General features: G+C 32.8%; 15 protein-coding genes. 5 read left to right on the forward strand and 10 right to left on the reverse strand.

The features are described from left to right. The first annotated feature begins 29 nt into the window (after nucleotides 1-29). Together AC3ASS_RS01505 and AC3ASS_RS01510 are read left to right on the forward strand one after the other, a co-directional pair. Nucleotides 30-1115 carry a GerAB/ArcD/ProY family transporter gene (locus AC3ASS_RS01505; RefSeq protein WP_488281729.1) on the forward strand — a complete coding sequence of 362 codons (1086 nt, stop codon included), beginning with the start codon at nucleotides 30-32 and terminating at the stop codon, nucleotides 1113-1115. Further along, the gene (locus AC3ASS_RS01510; protein WP_488281730.1) at nucleotides 1112-2179 is read left to right on the forward strand and encodes a Ger(x)C family spore germination protein; all 1068 of its coding nucleotides are present in this window, start codon (nucleotides 1112-1114) and stop codon (nucleotides 2177-2179) included. Before AC3ASS_RS01505 ends, AC3ASS_RS01510 begins: the two co-directional genes overlap by 4 nt. A gap of 180 nt (nucleotides 2180-2359) precedes the next feature. Here AC3ASS_RS01510 and AC3ASS_RS01515 read toward each other — a convergent pair whose 3' ends face one another. Beyond that, nucleotides 2360-3076 carry a phosphatase PAP2 family protein gene (locus AC3ASS_RS01515; protein ID WP_488281731.1) on the reverse strand — a complete coding sequence of 239 codons (717 nt, stop codon included), beginning with the start codon at nucleotides 3074-3076 and terminating at the stop codon, nucleotides 2360-2362. Between the two features lie 231 nt (nucleotides 3077-3307). On the opposite strand from AC3ASS_RS01515, the gene AC3ASS_RS01520 reads away from it, so the two are divergent. After that, a complete protein-coding gene (locus AC3ASS_RS01520) occupies nucleotides 3308-4417 on the forward strand; it encodes an AI-2E family transporter (protein ID WP_488281732.1) in 1110 nt (369 codons plus the stop codon). Nucleotides 4418-4737: 320 nt separating this feature from the next. Further along, entirely contained in the window at nucleotides 4738-6192 is a 1455-nt protein-coding gene (gene katA / locus AC3ASS_RS01525; RefSeq protein ID WP_488281733.1) for a catalase KatA, read from the forward strand. Between the two features lie 53 nt (nucleotides 6193-6245). Here katA and AC3ASS_RS01530 read toward each other — a convergent pair whose 3' ends face one another. From AC3ASS_RS01530 to AC3ASS_RS01550, 5 genes are all read right to left on the reverse strand, one after another. Next, a complete protein-coding gene (locus tag AC3ASS_RS01530) occupies nucleotides 6246-6842 on the reverse strand; it encodes a TasA family protein (protein WP_488281734.1) in 597 nt (198 codons plus the stop codon). A 37-nt stretch (nucleotides 6843-6879) separates the two neighbouring features. Next, the gene (sipW, locus tag AC3ASS_RS01535) at nucleotides 6880-7443 is read right to left on the reverse strand and encodes a signal peptidase I SipW (protein ID WP_488281799.1); all 564 of its coding nucleotides are present in this window, start codon (nucleotides 7441-7443) and stop codon (nucleotides 6880-6882) included. Nucleotides 7444-7445: 2 nt separating this feature from the next. Beyond that, complete coding sequence (tapA, locus tag AC3ASS_RS01540; protein WP_488281735.1) at nucleotides 7446-8189, reverse strand: amyloid fiber anchoring/assembly protein TapA; 744 nt, start codon at nucleotides 8187-8189, stop codon at nucleotides 7446-7448. Nucleotides 8190-8310: 121 nt separating this feature from the next. Next, the gene (locus tag AC3ASS_RS01545) at nucleotides 8311-8898 is read right to left on the reverse strand and encodes a TasA family protein (protein ID WP_488281736.1); all 588 of its coding nucleotides are present in this window, start codon (nucleotides 8896-8898) and stop codon (nucleotides 8311-8313) included. A 78-nt stretch (nucleotides 8899-8976) separates the two neighbouring features. Further along, a complete protein-coding gene (locus AC3ASS_RS01550; protein WP_488281737.1) occupies nucleotides 8977-9612 on the reverse strand; it encodes a TasA family protein in 636 nt (211 codons plus the stop codon). A 363-nt stretch (nucleotides 9613-9975) separates the two neighbouring features. On the opposite strand from AC3ASS_RS01550, the gene AC3ASS_RS01555 reads away from it, so the two are divergent. Next, a complete protein-coding gene (locus AC3ASS_RS01555; RefSeq protein WP_488281738.1) occupies nucleotides 9976-10302 on the forward strand; it encodes a helix-turn-helix domain-containing protein in 327 nt (108 codons plus the stop codon). 78 nt (nucleotides 10303-10380) lie between these two features. Here the strand turns inward: AC3ASS_RS01555 and AC3ASS_RS01560 are convergent, their stop codons facing one another. The 4 genes from AC3ASS_RS01560 to essC all read right to left on the reverse strand — a co-directional run bounded on the left by AC3ASS_RS01560 (nucleotide 10381) and on the right by essC (nucleotide 18644). Further along, a complete protein-coding gene (locus tag AC3ASS_RS01560; RefSeq protein ID WP_488281739.1) occupies nucleotides 10381-10536 on the reverse strand; it encodes an anti-repressor SinI family protein in 156 nt (51 codons plus the stop codon). A gap of 314 nt (nucleotides 10537-10850) precedes the next feature. Beyond that, nucleotides 10851-11318 carry a type VII secretion protein EssA gene (essA, locus tag AC3ASS_RS01565; protein WP_488281740.1) on the reverse strand — a complete coding sequence of 156 codons (468 nt, stop codon included), beginning with the start codon at nucleotides 11316-11318 and terminating at the stop codon, nucleotides 10851-10853. Further along, complete coding sequence (gene esaA / locus AC3ASS_RS01570) at nucleotides 11308-14166, reverse strand: type VII secretion protein EsaA (protein ID WP_488281741.1); 2859 nt, start codon at nucleotides 14164-14166, stop codon at nucleotides 11308-11310. Before esaA ends, essA begins: the two co-directional genes overlap by 11 nt. A gap of 17 nt (nucleotides 14167-14183) precedes the next feature. Further along, entirely contained in the window at nucleotides 14184-18644 is a 4461-nt protein-coding gene (gene essC, locus AC3ASS_RS01575; protein ID WP_488281742.1) for a type VII secretion protein EssC, read from the reverse strand. Between the last annotated feature and the right edge of the window lie 10 nt (nucleotides 18645-18654).

Genomic DNA, 18654 nt, shown 5'->3' on the forward strand with positions numbered 1-18654 from the left:
TACGTCTAAAAAAAGCGAGTGTGATTATAGTGGAACAAGTACCTGAGTCAAAAAAAGTATCGCCATTCCTCGTTTATTATTTAATTATATCTGTTCAAGTCGGAATCGGTGTATTAGGATTTCAAAGAATCATTGCGAAAGAAGCTGGTTACGATGCATGGATTAGTGTCATCCTTTCAGGTTTACTCATTCATTTGATCATTTTTATTATTTATAAACTTTTAGAATTAGGAGGAGGAGATTTTACTAGCATCCATCGGATGATTTTTGGGAGGAAATTAGGGGGATTTCTATCCTCTGTTTTTAGTCTTTATTATTTAATCGCTGCTATTGTCATCATTCGAACATATATTGAAGTCATTCAAGTATGGATGTTTCCAGATTACAAACTGTTTTGGTCTTCCGTACTAATAATGGGGCTCATCATATACATCATTTACGGTGGATTTAGAACCATAACAGGCTTTTCATTTTTAGGAACAATCCTTCCTTCCTATCTAGTATTAACTTTTTTGTTTACTATCCCTTATAGTGAATTTCATAATCTCCTCCCTATATTTAATCATTCTTGGAAAGAAATAATGGGAGGTGTATTTCAAATGGGCTTAACAGTTATTGGATTTGAAACATTATTATTTTATTATCCAATGATTAAAGAGCCTGAAAAATCAAAAAAATATGCCCACTATGCTATCATCACATCTACGCTCTTTTATTTATTTATAACACTTCTCTCGTTTTCATATTTTTCGGAAAACCAAATTCAAAATACGATATGGGCAACATTAACAATGTGGAAAGTTGTACAATTACCTTTTGTTGAACGTTTTGAGTATATCGGAATTGCGAACTGGGGGCTAGTCGTTTTACCAAACATTTGCATTACCTTATGGTGTTCAGCTATTACGCTTAAAAGAGTTTATCGTTTAAAGTTAAAAAAGGGGAGTATCGCTGTCTGTGCCATTTGCTTATTTACGGTCCCTTTCATAGACTCGCGTGCCAAAATAAACCTACTCAATGATTTATTATCGAAAGTTGGGTTTATTTACGTTTTCGTTTACATCCCATTTCTATTGGTGTTACTCCTCATTGTGAGGAAGGTGAAAAAACTGTGACAAAGCGCCTTATCATTTTTGCCTTTATTATTTATGCTTTGTTCCAAAATGCGCTAATACAATCAGAAATTATCGATGAACTCAACATCATTAGCGGGATTGGCTTTGATTATATTAACGAAGATACGGTAGAAGGTACTGTTCTAGTTCCGCAGTATGTATCTGAAACTAAAACAAAAAATATTACATTTAATTCTAAAGGGAAAATTAGTTGGGATCTCATATCCAATTTGCATAAAGAATCACAAGAACCTTTAGTAACAGGAAGCATTGAAGTAATAGGTTTTGGATATGAAATGGCAAAACGAGGGATCATTGAATATATGGATGCACTTTCAAGAGATCCATCGGTTGGTGAACACATTTATATTTTTATTTCTGAAAGTAAGGCATCTGACATATTAAAACAGAACTACACTCAACGAGGTACAGGGATGTATCTATCAGACATCATAGATCATAATCAAAGGCAAAGAGACTTACCAGTAACGAATTTTCATATATTTTTAAATGATTACTATGAAGTTGGAAAAGACCCATATCTTCCCATTATTAATTTAGTCCATGATAAGTCAAAAGTTGAAATAACAGGGATTGCGATTTTTAAAGATGGAAAAATGAAGGAAAGATTAAATCCTAATGAACTATTCCCTTTTAAGTTAATGGTTGATAAGTATAGTGAAGGGAGTTATTTAATAAAAAATGATGACGATTACGTTGATATAAAAAGTATTAATTCAAAAAGAAAGCTTAAAGTAATATCACCGGATCATGTAATCGTAAAGATTGATGTGACTGGTATGATTAGGGAATATACAGGAAATATGATTACTCCGAAAATTGTGAAAGAAATTGAAAAAAATTTTTCCAATGATGTGAAAAAGAAATGTGAAGAGCTTATCCAACGTTTTCAAGAACATCAAATTGACCCTATCGGGATAGGATCTGCTGTTCGGAGCCATACTCGAAACTTTCAATATGAAAAATGGAAGGAGAATTACCCTAATATGAAAATAAGTGTCGATGTAAATTTAAAACTGATTGAATGGGGAATATGGGAATAAGAAAATTGCTCTAGTATGATAAAGCTACTACAAAAAACGAATAGCAAATGGACACAATCATACTAAGAGGTTGGAGACTAATCCCTTTATAATAGATAAAGCCAGTGAAATAATAAAGGAAACAATTCACTGGCTTTACTCTTTTATTATCTACTAAAAATTAGTTCTTTTCCAAACTCTTTACTCGTTCATTAACATTTTAGATTGTTTTTTACGATTAACTTCATTAGTTGCTACTTTTTTACGAATGATATGCATTTTTATTGAAGGTATTTCCGTTACTTTTTCACTAATCCATCTAACAACAAATGATACAATATGAACGATAATGATAGAAGCAATGACATCTAAAATCACATGTTGTTTCACAAATAATGTAGATAAAATGATTAATAATCCCGTAATTTGAACCGTTATCCATAATGAACGTTTCATTTTAACGTTCCATAATAAAACCATAAATAAATAAGTTGTGTAAACATGGATACTTGGAAAAGCATTGTACGGTTCATCATTATTGTAAATCATTTTTGTTAATGTAATAAAAATATTATCTTCCGTTAATACTGGTCTTTGTACGGTAGTTTGAAAAAAGATATAAAATAAATAACAAATAATAAGTCCTATATTATAAGAAGCAATTCCTTCATAATACTTTCTTTTGTATAAGACTAATAGTAAACAAAATGCAAAAACAATGTACAAGTACCAAATGATATAGGGAATTATAAATATCTCAATAAAAGGAATGATTTGATCTACGGGAGTAACTAATGAACGGACGCCACGTTCGGCTGTATTCAGAACATTATAAAAGATCCCCAATGTTGGAATAGTTAATAACCATAATAAAGACTTTATATTTTTTCTATTAAATAATAATTTTACGAACCTCACATGAGGACCCCCTTATATAAAACATACGCTGAAAAATATCCTCCCTTAAACATTACTAAAAATAAAAAATTTGTAAATACTTAATCTAGGAAAATTTACGGAAAAAAGGAAATAATTTTTTATAGTCTTTTCATTGATAACTACAAAAAGTATTATTTTACGATTGATACAGTTGATGATATGATTAATGATAATAAATACATATGAACTTCCTTAAAGGAGGATCCGGCATTGCCAAAATCTCGTCTTCAATTTTGGACATTGGAAATATTATTGATTGTTGGTATCATTTATTTACTCACAAAAATTTCCTTTCTTTTTGAACCAATTTTTGTTTTTGCATCAACATTGTTTTTCCCGATATTAATTTCAGGATTTTTATTCTTTTTATTTAATCCTATAGTTGTTCTATTAGAAAAATATAAAGTTCCGAGAACGCTTGGCATTTTACTCCTTTATGTTGCTTTTATCACACTTATTTCCTTCTTTATCGGGATTGTTGGACCAATTATTAGTCGACAAATTATGGACTTCTTTAATGCCATTCCTATTTATATTAAAGATTTAAGAATGATGTTGAATAATTTCGCCGATACGAAAGCGTTCCATTGGATCGTTACACAAGAATACGTGTCATTAGAAAAAATTGAAGATACTTTGACAAGCTTTTTATCTCAATTACCAGATGCATTCTCTACAAGCATTTCAAGTATTATTAGCCTCATTACAAATGTAACATTAACTTTAGTAACGGTACCGTTTCTACTTTTCTATATGTTAAAAGACGGTCATAAAATGCCGCATGCGATTGTAAAATTTTTGCCAGGTTCTTATCGAAATGAAGGATTACAAATTTTAAGAAATACGAGCAACACGTTAGCTTCCTATATTCAAGGACAAATAACCGTAGCCTTTTTCGTCGGTACGTTGGCGTTTATTGGATATTTGATTATTGATCTACCGTACGCTTTAATTTTGGCCATTGTCGTATCTATTACAAATATCATTCCATATGTAGGTCCATTTTTAGGTGCTGCACCAGCTGTCATCATTGGATTTTTTGATTCACCGACAACAGGATTATTAGCTATCATTGTTATATTCATTGCCCAACAAATTGAAGGAAACTTATTATCACCATTAATCATTGGGAAAAAACTTGATACTCACCCAGCAACCATTATCATCCTATTACTAGTCGCTGGGAATTTAGCTGGTATTTTAGGTATGATTTTAGCCATTCCAGTTTATGCAGTTGTCAAAACACTTGTGTTAAATATTACAAGCTTAATTAAACTGCATCGATTAGCTAAACAAAATGAACAAATGAACAATACGTAAAAGTAAGTAAAAAAGCGGGAATTCATCCCGCTTTTTTTACATTCCTCTATTCATAAAAACAGGGATTTTTCACTATTTATTCTCATTTACAATATTTTATTTGAAAATGAATTTCCTACTATCACACGTTTATTTCTTATCATTTTTATTCCTTCCATGTTTATACCTCCCTTAATTTTATTACTTTTTTCGACATTTTTCCTTACTGTTTGGATAAATTGGAAGATATTAAATTTAAAATAATTATAATTTAGTATTGTTTTTTATTTAAAAGATGGTACTATATAATTATAGTAATAAATTAATCAATTGAGAGGTGGATGAAAATGAGTAAAAGACTAACAACTAGTTGGGGAGCTCCGGTTGGAGATAATCAAAATTCAATTACAGCCGGTTCACGTGGCCCTACTTTAATACAAGATGTTCATTTACTTGAAAAACTAGCACATTTCAACCGCGAACGCGTACCTGAGCGTGTCGTTCATGCAAAAGGTGCCGGTGCGCATGGTTATTTTGAAGTGACAAATGACATGTCCAAATATACAAAGGCTAAAGTATTTAACGGTGTAGGAAAAAGAACTCCATTATTTGTTCGTTTTTCCACTGTTGCTGGTGAACTAGGATCTGCTGATACTGTTCGTGACCCTAGAGGTTTCGCAGTAAAATTTTATACAGAAGAAGGAAACTACGATATTGTAGGAAACAATACTCCAATCTTCTTTATTCGTGATGCGATCAAATTCCCTGATTTCATCCATACTCAAAAACGCGATCCAAGAACTCATTTGAAAAACCCTACTGCAGTATGGGACTTCTGGTCTTTATCACCAGAATCTTTACACCAAGTCACTTACTTAATGGGAGACCGTGGTATTCCTGCTACATACCGTCATATGAACGGATATGGTAGCCATACCTTTAAATGGGTAAACGCTGAAGGAGAAGCAGTTTGGGTGAAATATCACTTCAAAACTGACCAAGGCGTAAAAAATATGACATCCGAAGTCGCTGCAAAAATTGCTGGAGAAAATCCAGATTATCATACAGAAGACTTATTTAATGCGATTGAAAACGGAGATTATCCATCTTGGACACTTTATGTTCAAATTATGCCTTTAGAAGATGCAAATACTTATCGTTTCGATCCATTCGATGTAACAAAAGTATGGTCTCATAAAGACTATCCGTTAATCGAAGTAGGAAAAATGGTATTAAATAAAAATCCAGAAAACTATTTTGCTGAAGTAGAGCAAGCAACATTCTCTCCAGGAAACATGGTTCCAGGTGTAGAACCATCTCCAGATAAAATGTTACAAGGACGTTTATTTGCTTATGCGGATGCTCACCGTTATCGTGTAGGGGTTAACCATAACCAATTACCAATTAACCGTCCAAAAGTTGAAGTGAATAACTATCAACGCGATGGCTTTATGAACTCAACTTCAAACGGTGGTGGTTCTGTTTACTACGAACCAAATAGCTTTGACGGACCAAAAGAAGATCACTCTGTAAAAGTAACACCTTTTGAGGTTTCAGGATTGGCTCAACAAGTAGCGTATGACCAAGATGATCATTATACACAAGCGGGTGACCTATACCGTTTAATGAGTGAAGAAGAAAAAGCTCGTCTAATCGAAAACATTGTAAATTCTATGAAACCAGTTGAAAAAGAGGAAATCAAACTTCGTCAAATCGCCCACTTCTACAAAGCAGACCCAGATTATGGTCGCCGTGTAGCAGAAGGTCTTGGACTATCTGTTCCAGTTGAAGTTTAATCGAATCAAAAAGAGACGCATGTTTTCGCGTCTCTTTTTTATGTTCAGATTTATCATTTTTTTGCTTTTCTATAAAGAAAATGTGTGAGCATGCTGAATACTAATAAAGATAGCCCTAGTACTAATAGATTAAAATTGTTGGTAGCTGTATTTGGCAATATTGAATCCTTACTAGGTAGTATCTCATCAGAGTTTCCACTAGCAGAAAATATAACCACCACTTCACTCGCTAGCCCTTGATAATCATTCCCCAATTCTGGAGGGAATTGAACCGTAATATACAATTTTTCTTTTTCAGATTTTGAGAGTTTTCTAGGTTGTATATTTTCAAATTCTGAAAATATTCCATTAAACAATTGATTTTTATTTTCATCTTCAATTGTTACTTTCAAAGCATTATACAATTTTTCTGATCCATTCTTTAGTTTTGCCGTAACAATATATTCCAAATCTTCTTTCCCACTGTTAATGATGGTCATTTCTCTAACGGCCCAGTCCCCTGGTTTAAAATTTTCAATATCAAATAGGATGGTATGGGGTGAAATGGATAAGTCAAACATTTTCTCATTATTTGCCTCGATTTTATCTACTGGGGAGAATAAAGTCATGACAAACCATACGATACAAATAAGGGTAACCCTTAAAAACATCCACAACCACCTACTAGTTTGGATTTCTCCCCAACATTTATGCGATTTTTTCTTTTCCATCTTTTGTACCTTGATCTATTTCTTTTATTGCTTTCCAAATGGTAACACCTGCATAACCTAGCAATAAAAATCCTGGAACTAACAATAAAAACGCACCATTTTTCGTATTGGCAAAGTTCACAATATAACCGATGTAAGGAATGGTAAAACCAGTATATTCCGCCACAACATTTTGGGCTAATACAGGATCTTTATCTTCGGCATTGTTATTATCACCCTTAGTACGGTACATAACTTGATCTCCATTTTTTATAACCTCTGTGACACGGTGGGTGATTAACATATTATCCCCTTGCATGAAAGTGATAATGTCTCCTTTTTTGAACCTCGTCATATCTCCACCTGGCTTTACAGCAATGATCGATCCTGTTTTAATTTCCGGCTCCATTGAACCAGATAAGACCGTTTTTAATTGATATCCAAATAGACTAGGTTCCCCTCCGGATGCCTTTGTAGAGATTACTATAAATGCCATTCCAATAATGAAAATGAATAAAATACTAGTGACAATTGCATTTACCCATTTTAATACTTTTTTCATTTTCATTGTTCATCATCCCCTGTATTCATATTATTTTCAGATTCCCATTCTTTATCATTTAACGACGCTTCAGTTTCTTTATCTGGATCATTATTTTCCCCATCATCCACCTCTTTTACTTCCTTATCTTCCTCACCATTATTTGATGGTTTGGACTCACTATTTGATGGATTCATATTTTGATTGTTTTTCTCGTTCGATGGATTTGGATTTTTCCCATTATCTTTACAGCTAACTTTTATTTTTTCACTCCAAATTCCTTTTTCTTTCGATTCCTCACTTTCATAAACGTAAAACTTGTAAAAACCTGGATTGCTAATCTTGTATTTAATAACGGTTTCTTCCCCACTGTTTAATTTCGGGATTATTCCCGCTTCATTATTAATTTTCACACCCTTTTCCGATTTCGGATTCCCGTGATCAACATAGTAAACATCATAGAATGCATTTTGCTCCATAGGACCATCACCAATGTTTTTAACTTTAATAGAAATATTAGGTGGACATGATTTTAAATTTTGATTCCCATTGGAAACGATTGTTAATGAAGATGATGGATTATTGTTATTCCAATGACCGGCTGAAATAGACATATGGACATCTCTTTTTGAAGTAAAATAAGCGGACGTTGATGAAGTTAAATAATTAATTGAAAATATAAAAATATAAAAGAGTAACAGTAATTTTATATTAATTATTAAAATCGGATGCTCTTTACGATATTTTTTGACCCTGCTACTTCTCAATTGCCTCCCACCTTTCACGTATGACAATTACTTATACATATTCATAATCTTAGAGAACTAAATTTCTTTAACATTATGAATATGTATAAGTGATTTGTGGAGGGATGTTCCCTCCACGTGATTATCTAATTTCTCCACCCTTTTGACTGGCATCAAAGATTAATTGAAAGTTGATCGAATCTCCTTGGAAAATATTTTGATCCTGACCATTATCATTGAATTTGAAATCAATTCTTAAAACTTGTCGGTTGTCTGTTTGAAATGGTTTCCCTGTAGTCGGCTTTATATCTTGTGCAACGACTAAATCTTTAATTTGGGATAGCGGAACCCAATTTGCAACAACCTCTTTAGAACCTAATTTCATAATATGAACTAAAATATGATCGGCAAAATCTTCATTGCCGTTATCTCCTTTTGCATCAACTATATCGTAGTCAATGTTTAACTTAACATCTTTCACATCTAAAGAACCCTGATTGTAAATGCGAATTTGATGAATTTTCGTATCCCCAGGCTTCATGTTTTGAACGGATAAATCAACTTGTTCTTTGTCATCCGTTCCTTTTAAATAAATATCTAATGTTCCAGCTTGAAAGATGTTGTTTGTTACTTCTGTGTCATTAAAATACGCAAATGTACCACCGCCAATTAATGAAAGTCCAAGAGCGGCTGAAATAATACCAATTGTTAAATTCTTTTTAACATTCATTTTTATTTCCTCCAATACAACTGAATGATAAAATGGAAAGGAGAGAGGGTCCTCTCCTTTCAAAAGTTCATTGTTTCATTAGCGTAATTCACCCGGTGTTTGATGAGCAATAAATGTCCATTCAAGTTCTAAACTATCGCCCTGGAATTGATTTTGATTTTTACCGTTATCTACAAACTCAAATGCAACATACATTAAATCAGAATCACCAGCTTTTAAACCACTATCTTCACCATTTAATCCTAATAGCCAAGTAATCCAGCTTTGTAAATTTTCAACAGCATCAGGAGTCATTTTTTTTAGATCATATAATGTAGTTTCGGCAACTACGTCATTATAATCGCCGATACCCCAACCTTCACCGGTTTTATCAACATTTTCTAAGAATAAAACTTTTATATGTTTACCGAAATCATCTGAACCGTTATCACCTTTGGCATCATTTACAGTATAATTTGTTATTAAATCAATGCTCGAAATATCTAATGATCCATTGTTGATTAATTCAAATTCTCTAACGATTATATCTCCAGGTTTTAAATTATCGACATTAACAATCGTAGTTGGATTCACGGATAAATCTAATGTACCTGCGGCAAATGTGTTGTTTGTTACTTCTGTATCACTGAAATAGGCGTATGTACCTCCTCCGATGAGTGATAATCCTAGTGCTGCGGAAGCGATTCCAAGTCCTAATTTCTTTTTAATACTCATTTTTTCTCCTCCCTAAAAAGATAATTTTTTTAGAATCCCCGAGGACGATCCACTATCGTTTTGTTCTCAATTAAGAACTTAAGTACAGTATATTGTTATTTATAACGAATGTGAAACATTAAAAATAGGCAAAATTACTTAAAATTTATTTGATATCGCTAATTTTCTTAAAATTACTTTCATTTCCTCATTATTTCGTTCTCTTTAAAGAAAATTATTGTTTCCTTTTGAGAACGTTTGTATTTCTACATATCATTTAATATAGCCCTTTTTTCATATCTTCTATTTGTTCATTATTCTTTTTATTTATGGTAAGATAAATTTACATATTCAAAATCATTCTTTATTAGGTGTGTGGGGTATATGCTTGGAGACCAGTTAAAAAAGCTTCGTAAGGAAAAAAATATGTCCCTTTCAGAATTAGCTGAGAGAGCTGGTGTAGCGAAATCTTATTTGAGTTCAATTGAAAGAAATATACAAACAAACCCTTCGATTCAACTATTAGAAAAAATTTCTTCTGTTCTAAATGTGTCCATAGATCAATTAATCAAGGACGTACCTGAAGAAAATGAGTTGGATGCCGATTGGTTAATGTTAGTAAAGGAAGCGATGAACTCAGGAGTGTCGAAAGAACAATTTAAAGACTTTATAGAATATAACAAATGGCGACTTCAAAATAATAGAGAATAATATTGCAACAAGGGATTCCTTGTTGTTTTTTCATAAAAAAATAAACTACGTTATGTAGTTTATGTATTTGATAGATTATTATGTAGTTTGTATATTTGATAAATTATTATTTTCATTGATCATTTTTTGTTCTTTGAAAAACTTCATAATTTCATCTTTTGAAATACCTACTTTTAAAGCTTCTTGAATTAATTCTACCCATTCCCTGTCAATGTTGTGATGCTCGTGAATCACCTTTTATCCTCCTTGTACTTTTCCATATATTAGTCCTTATACATGACCATCTTACTATATGACAAATGCACCCCCATTATAATGGATATGCTTGGATATATTTGTTTAATTTTGTAATCATCATTCAATTTTTTTTAATCGTTTTTTTACAATTTATTTCATATTTCTGTTTAAATTGATTGAATATTTAGTATAATCTAACTATAAGATGTGATTTTTTGATTGTTCATGCAATTATTTTTACTATTTTCATACTTTTTGACCATTAAATGTACTCATATAAAAAAGATGATTGAAACGCTCAATCATCTTTTTTATGAATCAGAATGATTTAGTTTTGGACCTAGTACAAATATCAACAGCCCGAAAGAAATAACGACTGCCAAACCATATAAAATGTTTAACCAGATCGAACTTTCTTTATAATGACTTTGTTCATTTCCTACATGGACGGTATAATGTTTTTCTCCATCTGAGAAGATGGCTAATTCTTCTGCTTTCGCAGTAATAGTGTTGTTGCCTACATCATTTGACGTAAATAATAATGTTTTTACTTCGTTATTCGTAGGCATTTGTTTCGGTTCAAACGATAACATTTTTTGTTCTTCTGAAATTTTTGTTTTTCTGTTTAATAATGATTTTTCATGAAGATATTCCGTTTTCCATTTAATTTTCTTTTCTTCATATTTATTTGGCTCAACTGGTGTGTAATTTGCTAAAACTGGCATTGAACTAAAGCAAAGAAAAAAGAAAATCGATACGATAATGAATTTACCCTTCATATGGAACATCCTTCTTCGGTGAGGTACGTAATTTTTTTATCATCGGTTGCACAGATAGGAATATTATCGTTAATAGTATTAATAATACGACTGTTGGATAGTACGATGATTGATCCCCTCGATATTGGACAGACATTAGTAAATCGGCAATTGGATGTGTCAATGAAAAGTTTGGTAATAAAAGATCTAATAACGGAAATACAAAATATATGACCAACATAATCCCTATTACCATTCCTGTAAATGGACTGATTGAAAAGGCACCTTTTACTATTGCCGAACATGCAAATAAACTTAAGATAATTAAAGCTGACCATTTCATCGCTTGTTCATTTTCCATCGGATAGATGTTTAAACCATAAATTCCAATCAATAGCCCAACTGCAATGTTTAATAATAAAAACATAGATAATTGGACGAAGAAAGGACTATTGGAATAATAATGACAAAAATATCCGATGAGTAAACCACTGATTACAATAATAATGAGCATTACAACGGGTGGAGTTTGTTCTGTTTTTTCCGGCGGTGTTTCTCCGCTCACTCGTACCGGATTTGCTAAATATTCATAAACATATCCATTACTTTGACCGTCGACAATCGCGTTATTTAATACACCATATACGTCTTCTTTTACCTTTTTTGTAAAGTCAACATTCAACGCCCAGTTAGTATTTAGTTCATCTGCTTTCATCTGAACATTATTAACATTTTCTTGAAGACGAGATGTATAGTCGTTTAAACTATCTTGCCGTTCTTCCAGTGATTCAAGTAATTCTGATAGATGTTTCAACTGTTGGATTGACTGATCATGAATAGTTAAAAATACTTCACCCTTCACATTTTCAACCATTGGTGTTTCTTTCACCTCTGGTTGGGAATTGTTCGCTTCCATGAGCATTTCAGTTACTTCATTTGTATCTTTTTGTACATCTTCAAGAATTGTAATTATTTCTTGATATTCGATATCCGCATATGTTTTATATTCATCTAAAACCTGTAAATATAGATTTCCAAAGATTGTTACCTCATTATCTGTCTTATCAATCTCATCTTTGAGATCACTTAATTTTTCAAGTTCTAATCCACTAACCTGTAATTTTTCCTCTAATGTTTTTCTTAAATCTTCTAATTGTAATATTTCTCCGATCAATGAACTTCCGGTTTCTTCCATGTTATCTAAAGTGATAAAATATGTTTTTAAATAAGCATAATATTCAATTACATCTAATAATTTATTAGGGTTTAATTCTCCTTCAAAGATTTTCTCTAATATTTCTTTCCTATCGTCAGGTAAATTTGAATGATGAAGGATATCTTGTTCTAATTTTTCAACTGCTTTTATTACATCTTCAAAAATGGAATTTAATTGATTCATTAACGCATTTATATCATCGTTGTATTTCTCCAATAATTGGCCAAAATCATTTTTCAGTTCGTTAAATTTGACATTCAGCTCATTGTTTTCATTGACGATCTCATTCATATTCGTTTCTAATTGCTGGATTTCCGATTCTATGTTTTGAAGTTGTTCATTAATTGGTAGCGGAAGTTCCTCTTCATCCGAGTCACTTAATAATTGACGCAGTCCGTATAACAAATTCTTAAGTTCTTGAAAACTTACTTCATTAGATGCATGGTTTTCCAAATCGAAAATAACAGCTACATCTTCAATAGCATATCTATTGTCCGTACCTTCAGAATTATCTCTCGGGCCAATTTCATTTTTTAACTGTTCTAGATTATTTTCTAACTGCTGAAAAACCAATTGATGCATTTGATGATGATAATAGTTTAATAGTTGATTGTGAAGTGCCTCCATGGAAGCAATTTGAACATCTACTTGAGCTTCTCTAATTGCTTGGTACTGATTCCTTTCCTTATTGATCCCAGCGAATAAATTTTGTATCAAGTTTAAGCTGTTTGTAAATTGTTCTCTTTCTTTATCAAAATTTGGATGAATGACATTGATTTGTTCTATTTCATTTTTTCCGCTGTTTAAAATTTGCTCGTACTGTTGAATTCCTTCTTCAATCGCCAATTTATTTTCTTCTTGTTTTTGAAGAATATGTTCTCTCTGTTCCTTTTGATATTCCTTGTAATCTTCTATGAGATTCGCGAAAGCTAATAACTGTTCTTTTGCTTTTTCTGATTGATCGACATTTCGTTTCGAAGTTTCCCCTAATGATTGGGTCGCATCCAAAATTCCTTCAATCATGGACTTTTGTGTACTCACTTCAGATGAAAGTTTTTGAGAACCAGGGGTGTAAAAAGAATACATAGCTTGTTGGAAAGCGACTTCTTTTTCAACAATTTGTTCAAAACGCTTACGAATTGCTTCCACTTCTTCTGAAACATGGGCCCAATAGATCGTAGACATGTGCTTGTTAATGTCATTTTTCATCCGTTCCATTTCTTTTTGAACTCTATGACGGTTTTTTGCATCGAGATTAGTTTGAATTTTATATTGGACCGAAGCTTTCACAGGATTTTCTTCCTCAAACGTTAAAATATTAGAAGAAAAATCTGATGAAATATATATAATCGCATCAAATCGGTTTTGCTTAAGCCCATTTTCTGCAGCATTTCTGTTCACAACTGTCCACTCATAATCGGAATTTTCCCCTAATAAACGGACCAACTCATGTCCTAGTTGCAATGTATCTCCGTCTTCCAATTCAGCACCAACATCTTCATTGACTACTGCTAATACTCTTGATTGCTGTTCAATGATTTTTGTCGGATTGTCACCAATGAATTGAAAAAAAACAAATGGAAAGAGGAGTATTAACAATAGTTTCGCTATAAACTGAACGGAGCCTTTCCTTTTTCTCCTACGTTCATTCATTTTCTTTCCCCCTTATTTCAGCATAACGGGATTTGTATCTTTCTTTCTGTCCCATTTTCAACGAAATAACCGAAACCAGGCTCAATTTCCGGTTCTTTTCTTACATACGGCAATGTAAAAAAGCTTTGATCAGATTTTTTCATTAAAACAAATCCTTGTCGTATTTGTTTCAGTTCATTGGTAAACGAATCAAATCCTTTCGAAAATTCATTAGCTCCCCCTGAGGCAATGACAGAAAAACCAAATAGACTGTATTGTTTCATAAACATAGCTAATTGTCCTTGAATTACACTATCAATCGTCGATTGAAATCTAGAAATACTATCAATGACTAATAAAATAGGTGGAAATTTCAACGTTTTAACAGTGTTATTTTCTAAAGCATAAAGATACTCTTTTTCTCTTTGCTGAAATATTTCATTCATTTTTGAAATCCATTCAGCTATACTTTCTTTCGTTTCTAAATAGGTGACATTCGAGCGTTTTGAAAATCCTGATAGACCTCGATCTGTGCCATCAAAAACACCAATATTTTTCGCTCGTTCTGCGAAATGAGAGTTTAATATGACTTTCAGCAAATTGGTCTTTCCTTTTTGTGATTGACCAATCACGATACAATGTTTATTTTTTGTTAGATTCAAGCTGACTGGTGTGACCGTTTCCTCATCCAATCCGAGTGGTATGAGCCCTTCTTCTTTTGTATTTCCAACATTCGTTAAAAATTCATGAATGAGAAGTTTTTTAGGAAGCATCGGTACCGGTTTTGGTCTTTCTACTCCTCTATATTTGTTTTGCAGCTCTGAAATTAGTTTTTTTACATTTTCGAGTACTTCCATATCGTCTTTTCCTTCTTGAGGAAGGTACATTTGCATTAAATATGCTTGATCTTTTTTAATAATGGCACGACCAGGAATCGATTCAATTTCATAATCTACCCTACCTAATAATGAATAAGATTCTGTTGGGTCCATTAAATAATGAACGATTTTCGTTTTTAAATTGTTCAACAATGAAGGTCTTATGGAATTAACTCTTGTAGCTGTAAATATTAAATATATCCCTAATGATTGTCCGTCTCGGGATAATTGAATAAATTGTGTTTCTAAATCTGGAAACTCTTCTTTAACTAAATCAAAGTTATCAATCGTAATAATAATTAGCGGAAGTGTTTTTTCACCGAGTGAATGGTAGAGTTTGATATTACTTACTTCTTTTTCTTCAAACAATTGCTTACGTTGATCCATTTCTTCTTTTAAAATCCTTAGGAACTTTTCAATTTTCCGCTCGTCGTCCATTCGAAAATAATCACCGAGATGTGGTAATTGACGCAACGGTAATAGTGCTCCATTACCAAAATCAAAGATATAATAATGGATCTCTTGAGGACTCATTTTTTGAGCAAAATTTAATAAGATCGTCATAGCTGTCGTTGATTTTCCGTAACCAGAGCTTCCAAAAATTGCGATATTTCCGTCTTCTATTAATTGATACACATATTCTTCTTGAAGTTGTTTTTCTGGTTCATCTTTTAAACCAAAAATATATTTGTCTTTCGGAAGTTCATCGGATTTCTTTGGAAATAGTCTATTACCTAATGGAGGGAGCCAAGGACTACGCAATTTTTCGATCCGAAGCGTTTTTTGTACCTCTTCAATTTGTTTAACAACTGCATCAATTTCGGTTATCTTTTCTTTTTTGGTTATCTGCATTCCTGATACATCTGATAATGGAATGAGACCTAAGTCTGTAACGATTGCAATTTCATCTTCAGAGCTAAAAGTATCTTCCATGTAAGGGGCACCGCTCCAAGCTGATTGAAACAGTTCATATACTTCGTTATTTCCAACTTGTAAATATCCTCTTCCGGTGACAGTAATGTTGGCAGCATCAGCATTTTTCAATATTTCTTTACTATCATTCGCATCTTGAACTTTTAAACAAACTTTAAAACGTGCATTGCTCCAAATTTGATCATCGACAACTCCACCAGGTTTTTGTGTAGCTAAAATGAGATGAACACCTAAACTACGGCCGATTCGTGCCGCACTCACGAGTTCACGAATAAAATCAGGTTCTTCTCTTTTTAATTCTGCAAACTCATCCGAGATTAAAAATAGATGTGGCAGTGGTTCGCTCGATTTTCCATTACGATAAAGTTCCGTGTAATCATGAATATGGTTCACTTCATATTGATCAAATAATCGCTGTCTACGTTTTAATTCACTTTTAATGGAAGCAAGGGCACGATTGCTAAAATTTTTACTTCCTTCTATATTGGTAATTGTTCCTAATAAATGTGGAATATTTTTAAATGGTTGAGCCATTCCTCCACCTTTGTAGTCAATTAATAAAAACGCAACATCATGAGGATGGAAATGAACAGCTAATGATAATATATACGTTTGTAAAAATTCACTCTTCCCAGAACCTGTAGTCCCTGCTAATAAGCCGTGAGGGCCATGGGCTTTTTCATGTAAATTTAATTCAACAATGTCATCTTTCCCTTTCAAACCAATGGGAACTGATAATGATTTCGAAGACAAGTTTGTAAACCAATTCTGTTCGATTTGAAGATCTTTCACATCTTTTGCTTTAAACAACTCTAAAAAAGATACCATTGTAGGAATGGAATTGCTTAATCCTAATTGATGGTCTAATGATTGAAGGAGTCTGGCGAATCGCTCGTTTGCATCTTTCGTATGGGCATCTAATGAAAATGGCTTATGAACAGCTTTCGACTGTTCAATAAGAATATCTCCTTCTTTTTCATTAATATAACGAACTAACGTATGAATATTTTCCGTTAAGCTCTCCTTAGAATCCGCAGCAAAAATCGTCGTTAAGCCAATCTTTTTATCTTTTCCTTCCAAATACTCAAGAATAACATGTTCAGAAATGAGAGTTCGATTCGTAATAATGAATACGAAATGTGGACGATGGATCATCTTCTTCGATTCTTGATCAATGTCCCGTTCTCTTAAAAGTTCATATATGCTTGTCAACAATTGGTCCCGCGTCTTTTCGTTATAAATCAATCCTTTTGCATATAAATGCGGAAGCTGGAAATGTGGCAGCCATTTCATCCACTCCCACTCGGAATATTCTTCCTCATCGAAGATAGCCACGAATCGAATATCGTGATAGCTATGGAAAAACGCAAGTTGCCCAATTAATTGGTGAATTTCATTTTTTACAATCGACATTTTCCCGACAAGTCCAATCGATCCAGAAGACATGTCAATGGAAAGGGGTACATTCTTCACCGTTCGATAAGCGTCAACCATTTGTTGAAAACTTTCAACTAGGTCATCGATTTCACGATTGGCTGAGTCTTCACTACCAACAGACACTTCAAAACTCGCAGGAACATTCGCTTTTCCTAGGCGAACATGTAAAAAATCACTACTTTCAATGGTTCGTTCCCAAATTCGTTCGTTCAACTGGAAAGTTAAGTATTTCAATCGTTCAAATGAAGGGAAATGATACTCTAATACTTTTCGTTGTTCATCTGCTAACTGTTGCAGTTCCTTTCGTTTTCGCTCTAGATATTCGTTATATAATCTTCGACGCTTTTCACTTTTCTTTTTTCGATTTCCTTTTTCTTTAAAATATTGAACAGTAGATGTAATTAATGTTGTTCCAAACATAACAACGGAAACTAACATAAAAATGCCTCGAGGTTGAACGATTGCAATTGCCCCCATCACAAGAAGCATGACAAGCGGAGGTAAAATCACCAACCATAAACCTCTTTGATAGTTGTCACTTTCTTGATAAGGATAGGACAAAGTGACTTTTTCTTCCGGTAAATCATAAACCATTCTTGGTGTTCTTCGATATTCGGGGTATTTCTTTTTCTTTTCAGACGTTGGCAATTGAATGTTTGGTAAGGTAGAATGATAGCTTTCATTTCCTATAATTTGTAGGACATCTCCATCAACAATCGATATTTGTAATCCTGACCAAAATAACAAATCACCATTTTGTATAAAGACCGTCTCATTAACTTTTTGACCATTCCAATAAAGGGTGGTGTTTGGATATGGCGTTGCATACCAATTTCCATTCGTTTGCACGAGACTGAAAGCTTCTTCTTCATGTGCTAAAAAACTTTTCTCTTTTCGTATGTGTGATGATTCATCCGTTGTTGAAAATTTCAATTCTTTTACATCACCAATAAAGTAGTATTTTCTCTCCGACCGTTGAAGCGATAAGAAAAGAGTAATTTTTTGATCGTCTGTTACATGGATTGAGATTGGTTTATTATCGAATAATTGACCTATCATTTTCCCGGCAATTTCTATATTTAAACCTTTTTGATCGTTATTGACCGTTAATTCGATCGGTCCTTGAGAAAATTGATACGAATGAATCGTAATCGTATGCTCTAAATCGTTTCCTATTGTTATCGGGGCTAGTTCATCTGGAAATGTATGTTGCTGATAAGTATTTTCATAGAATATCCATAATACGCTCATCTTTTCACCC

Source organism: Bacillus sp. JST-5 (assembly GCF_057747715.1).

Excerpts from the sequence above, each read along its gene's own strand:
- essA (WP_488281740.1), bottom strand. The coding sequence starts at position 11,318 with ATGAAGGGTAAATTCATTATCGTATCGATTTTCTTTTTTCTTTGCTTT.
- katA (WP_488281733.1), top strand. The coding sequence starts at position 4,738 with ATGAAAATGAGTAAAAGACTAACAACTAGTTGGGGAGCTCCGGTTGGA.
- AC3ASS_RS01530 (WP_488281734.1), bottom strand. The coding sequence starts at position 6,842 with ATGTTTTTAAGGGTTACCCTTATTTGTATCGTATGGTTTGTCATGACT.
- AC3ASS_RS01550 (WP_488281737.1), bottom strand. The coding sequence starts at position 9,612 with ATGAGTATTAAAAAGAAATTAGGACTTGGAATCGCTTCCGCAGCACTA.
- essC (WP_488281742.1), bottom strand. The coding sequence starts at position 18,644 with ATGAGCGTATTATGGATATTCTATGAAAATACTTATCAGCAACATACA.
- AC3ASS_RS01545 (WP_488281736.1), bottom strand. The coding sequence starts at position 8,898 with ATGAATGTTAAAAAGAATTTAACAATTGGTATTATTTCAGCCGCTCTT.
- esaA (WP_488281741.1), bottom strand. The coding sequence starts at position 14,166 with ATGAATGAACGTAGGAGAAAAAGGAAAGGCTCCGTTCAGTTTATAGCG.
- AC3ASS_RS01555 (WP_488281738.1), top strand. The coding sequence starts at position 9,976 with ATGCTTGGAGACCAGTTAAAAAAGCTTCGTAAGGAAAAAAATATGTCC.
- sipW (WP_488281799.1), bottom strand. The coding sequence starts at position 7,443 with ATGAAAAAAGTATTAAAATGGGTAAATGCAATTGTCACTAGTATTTTA.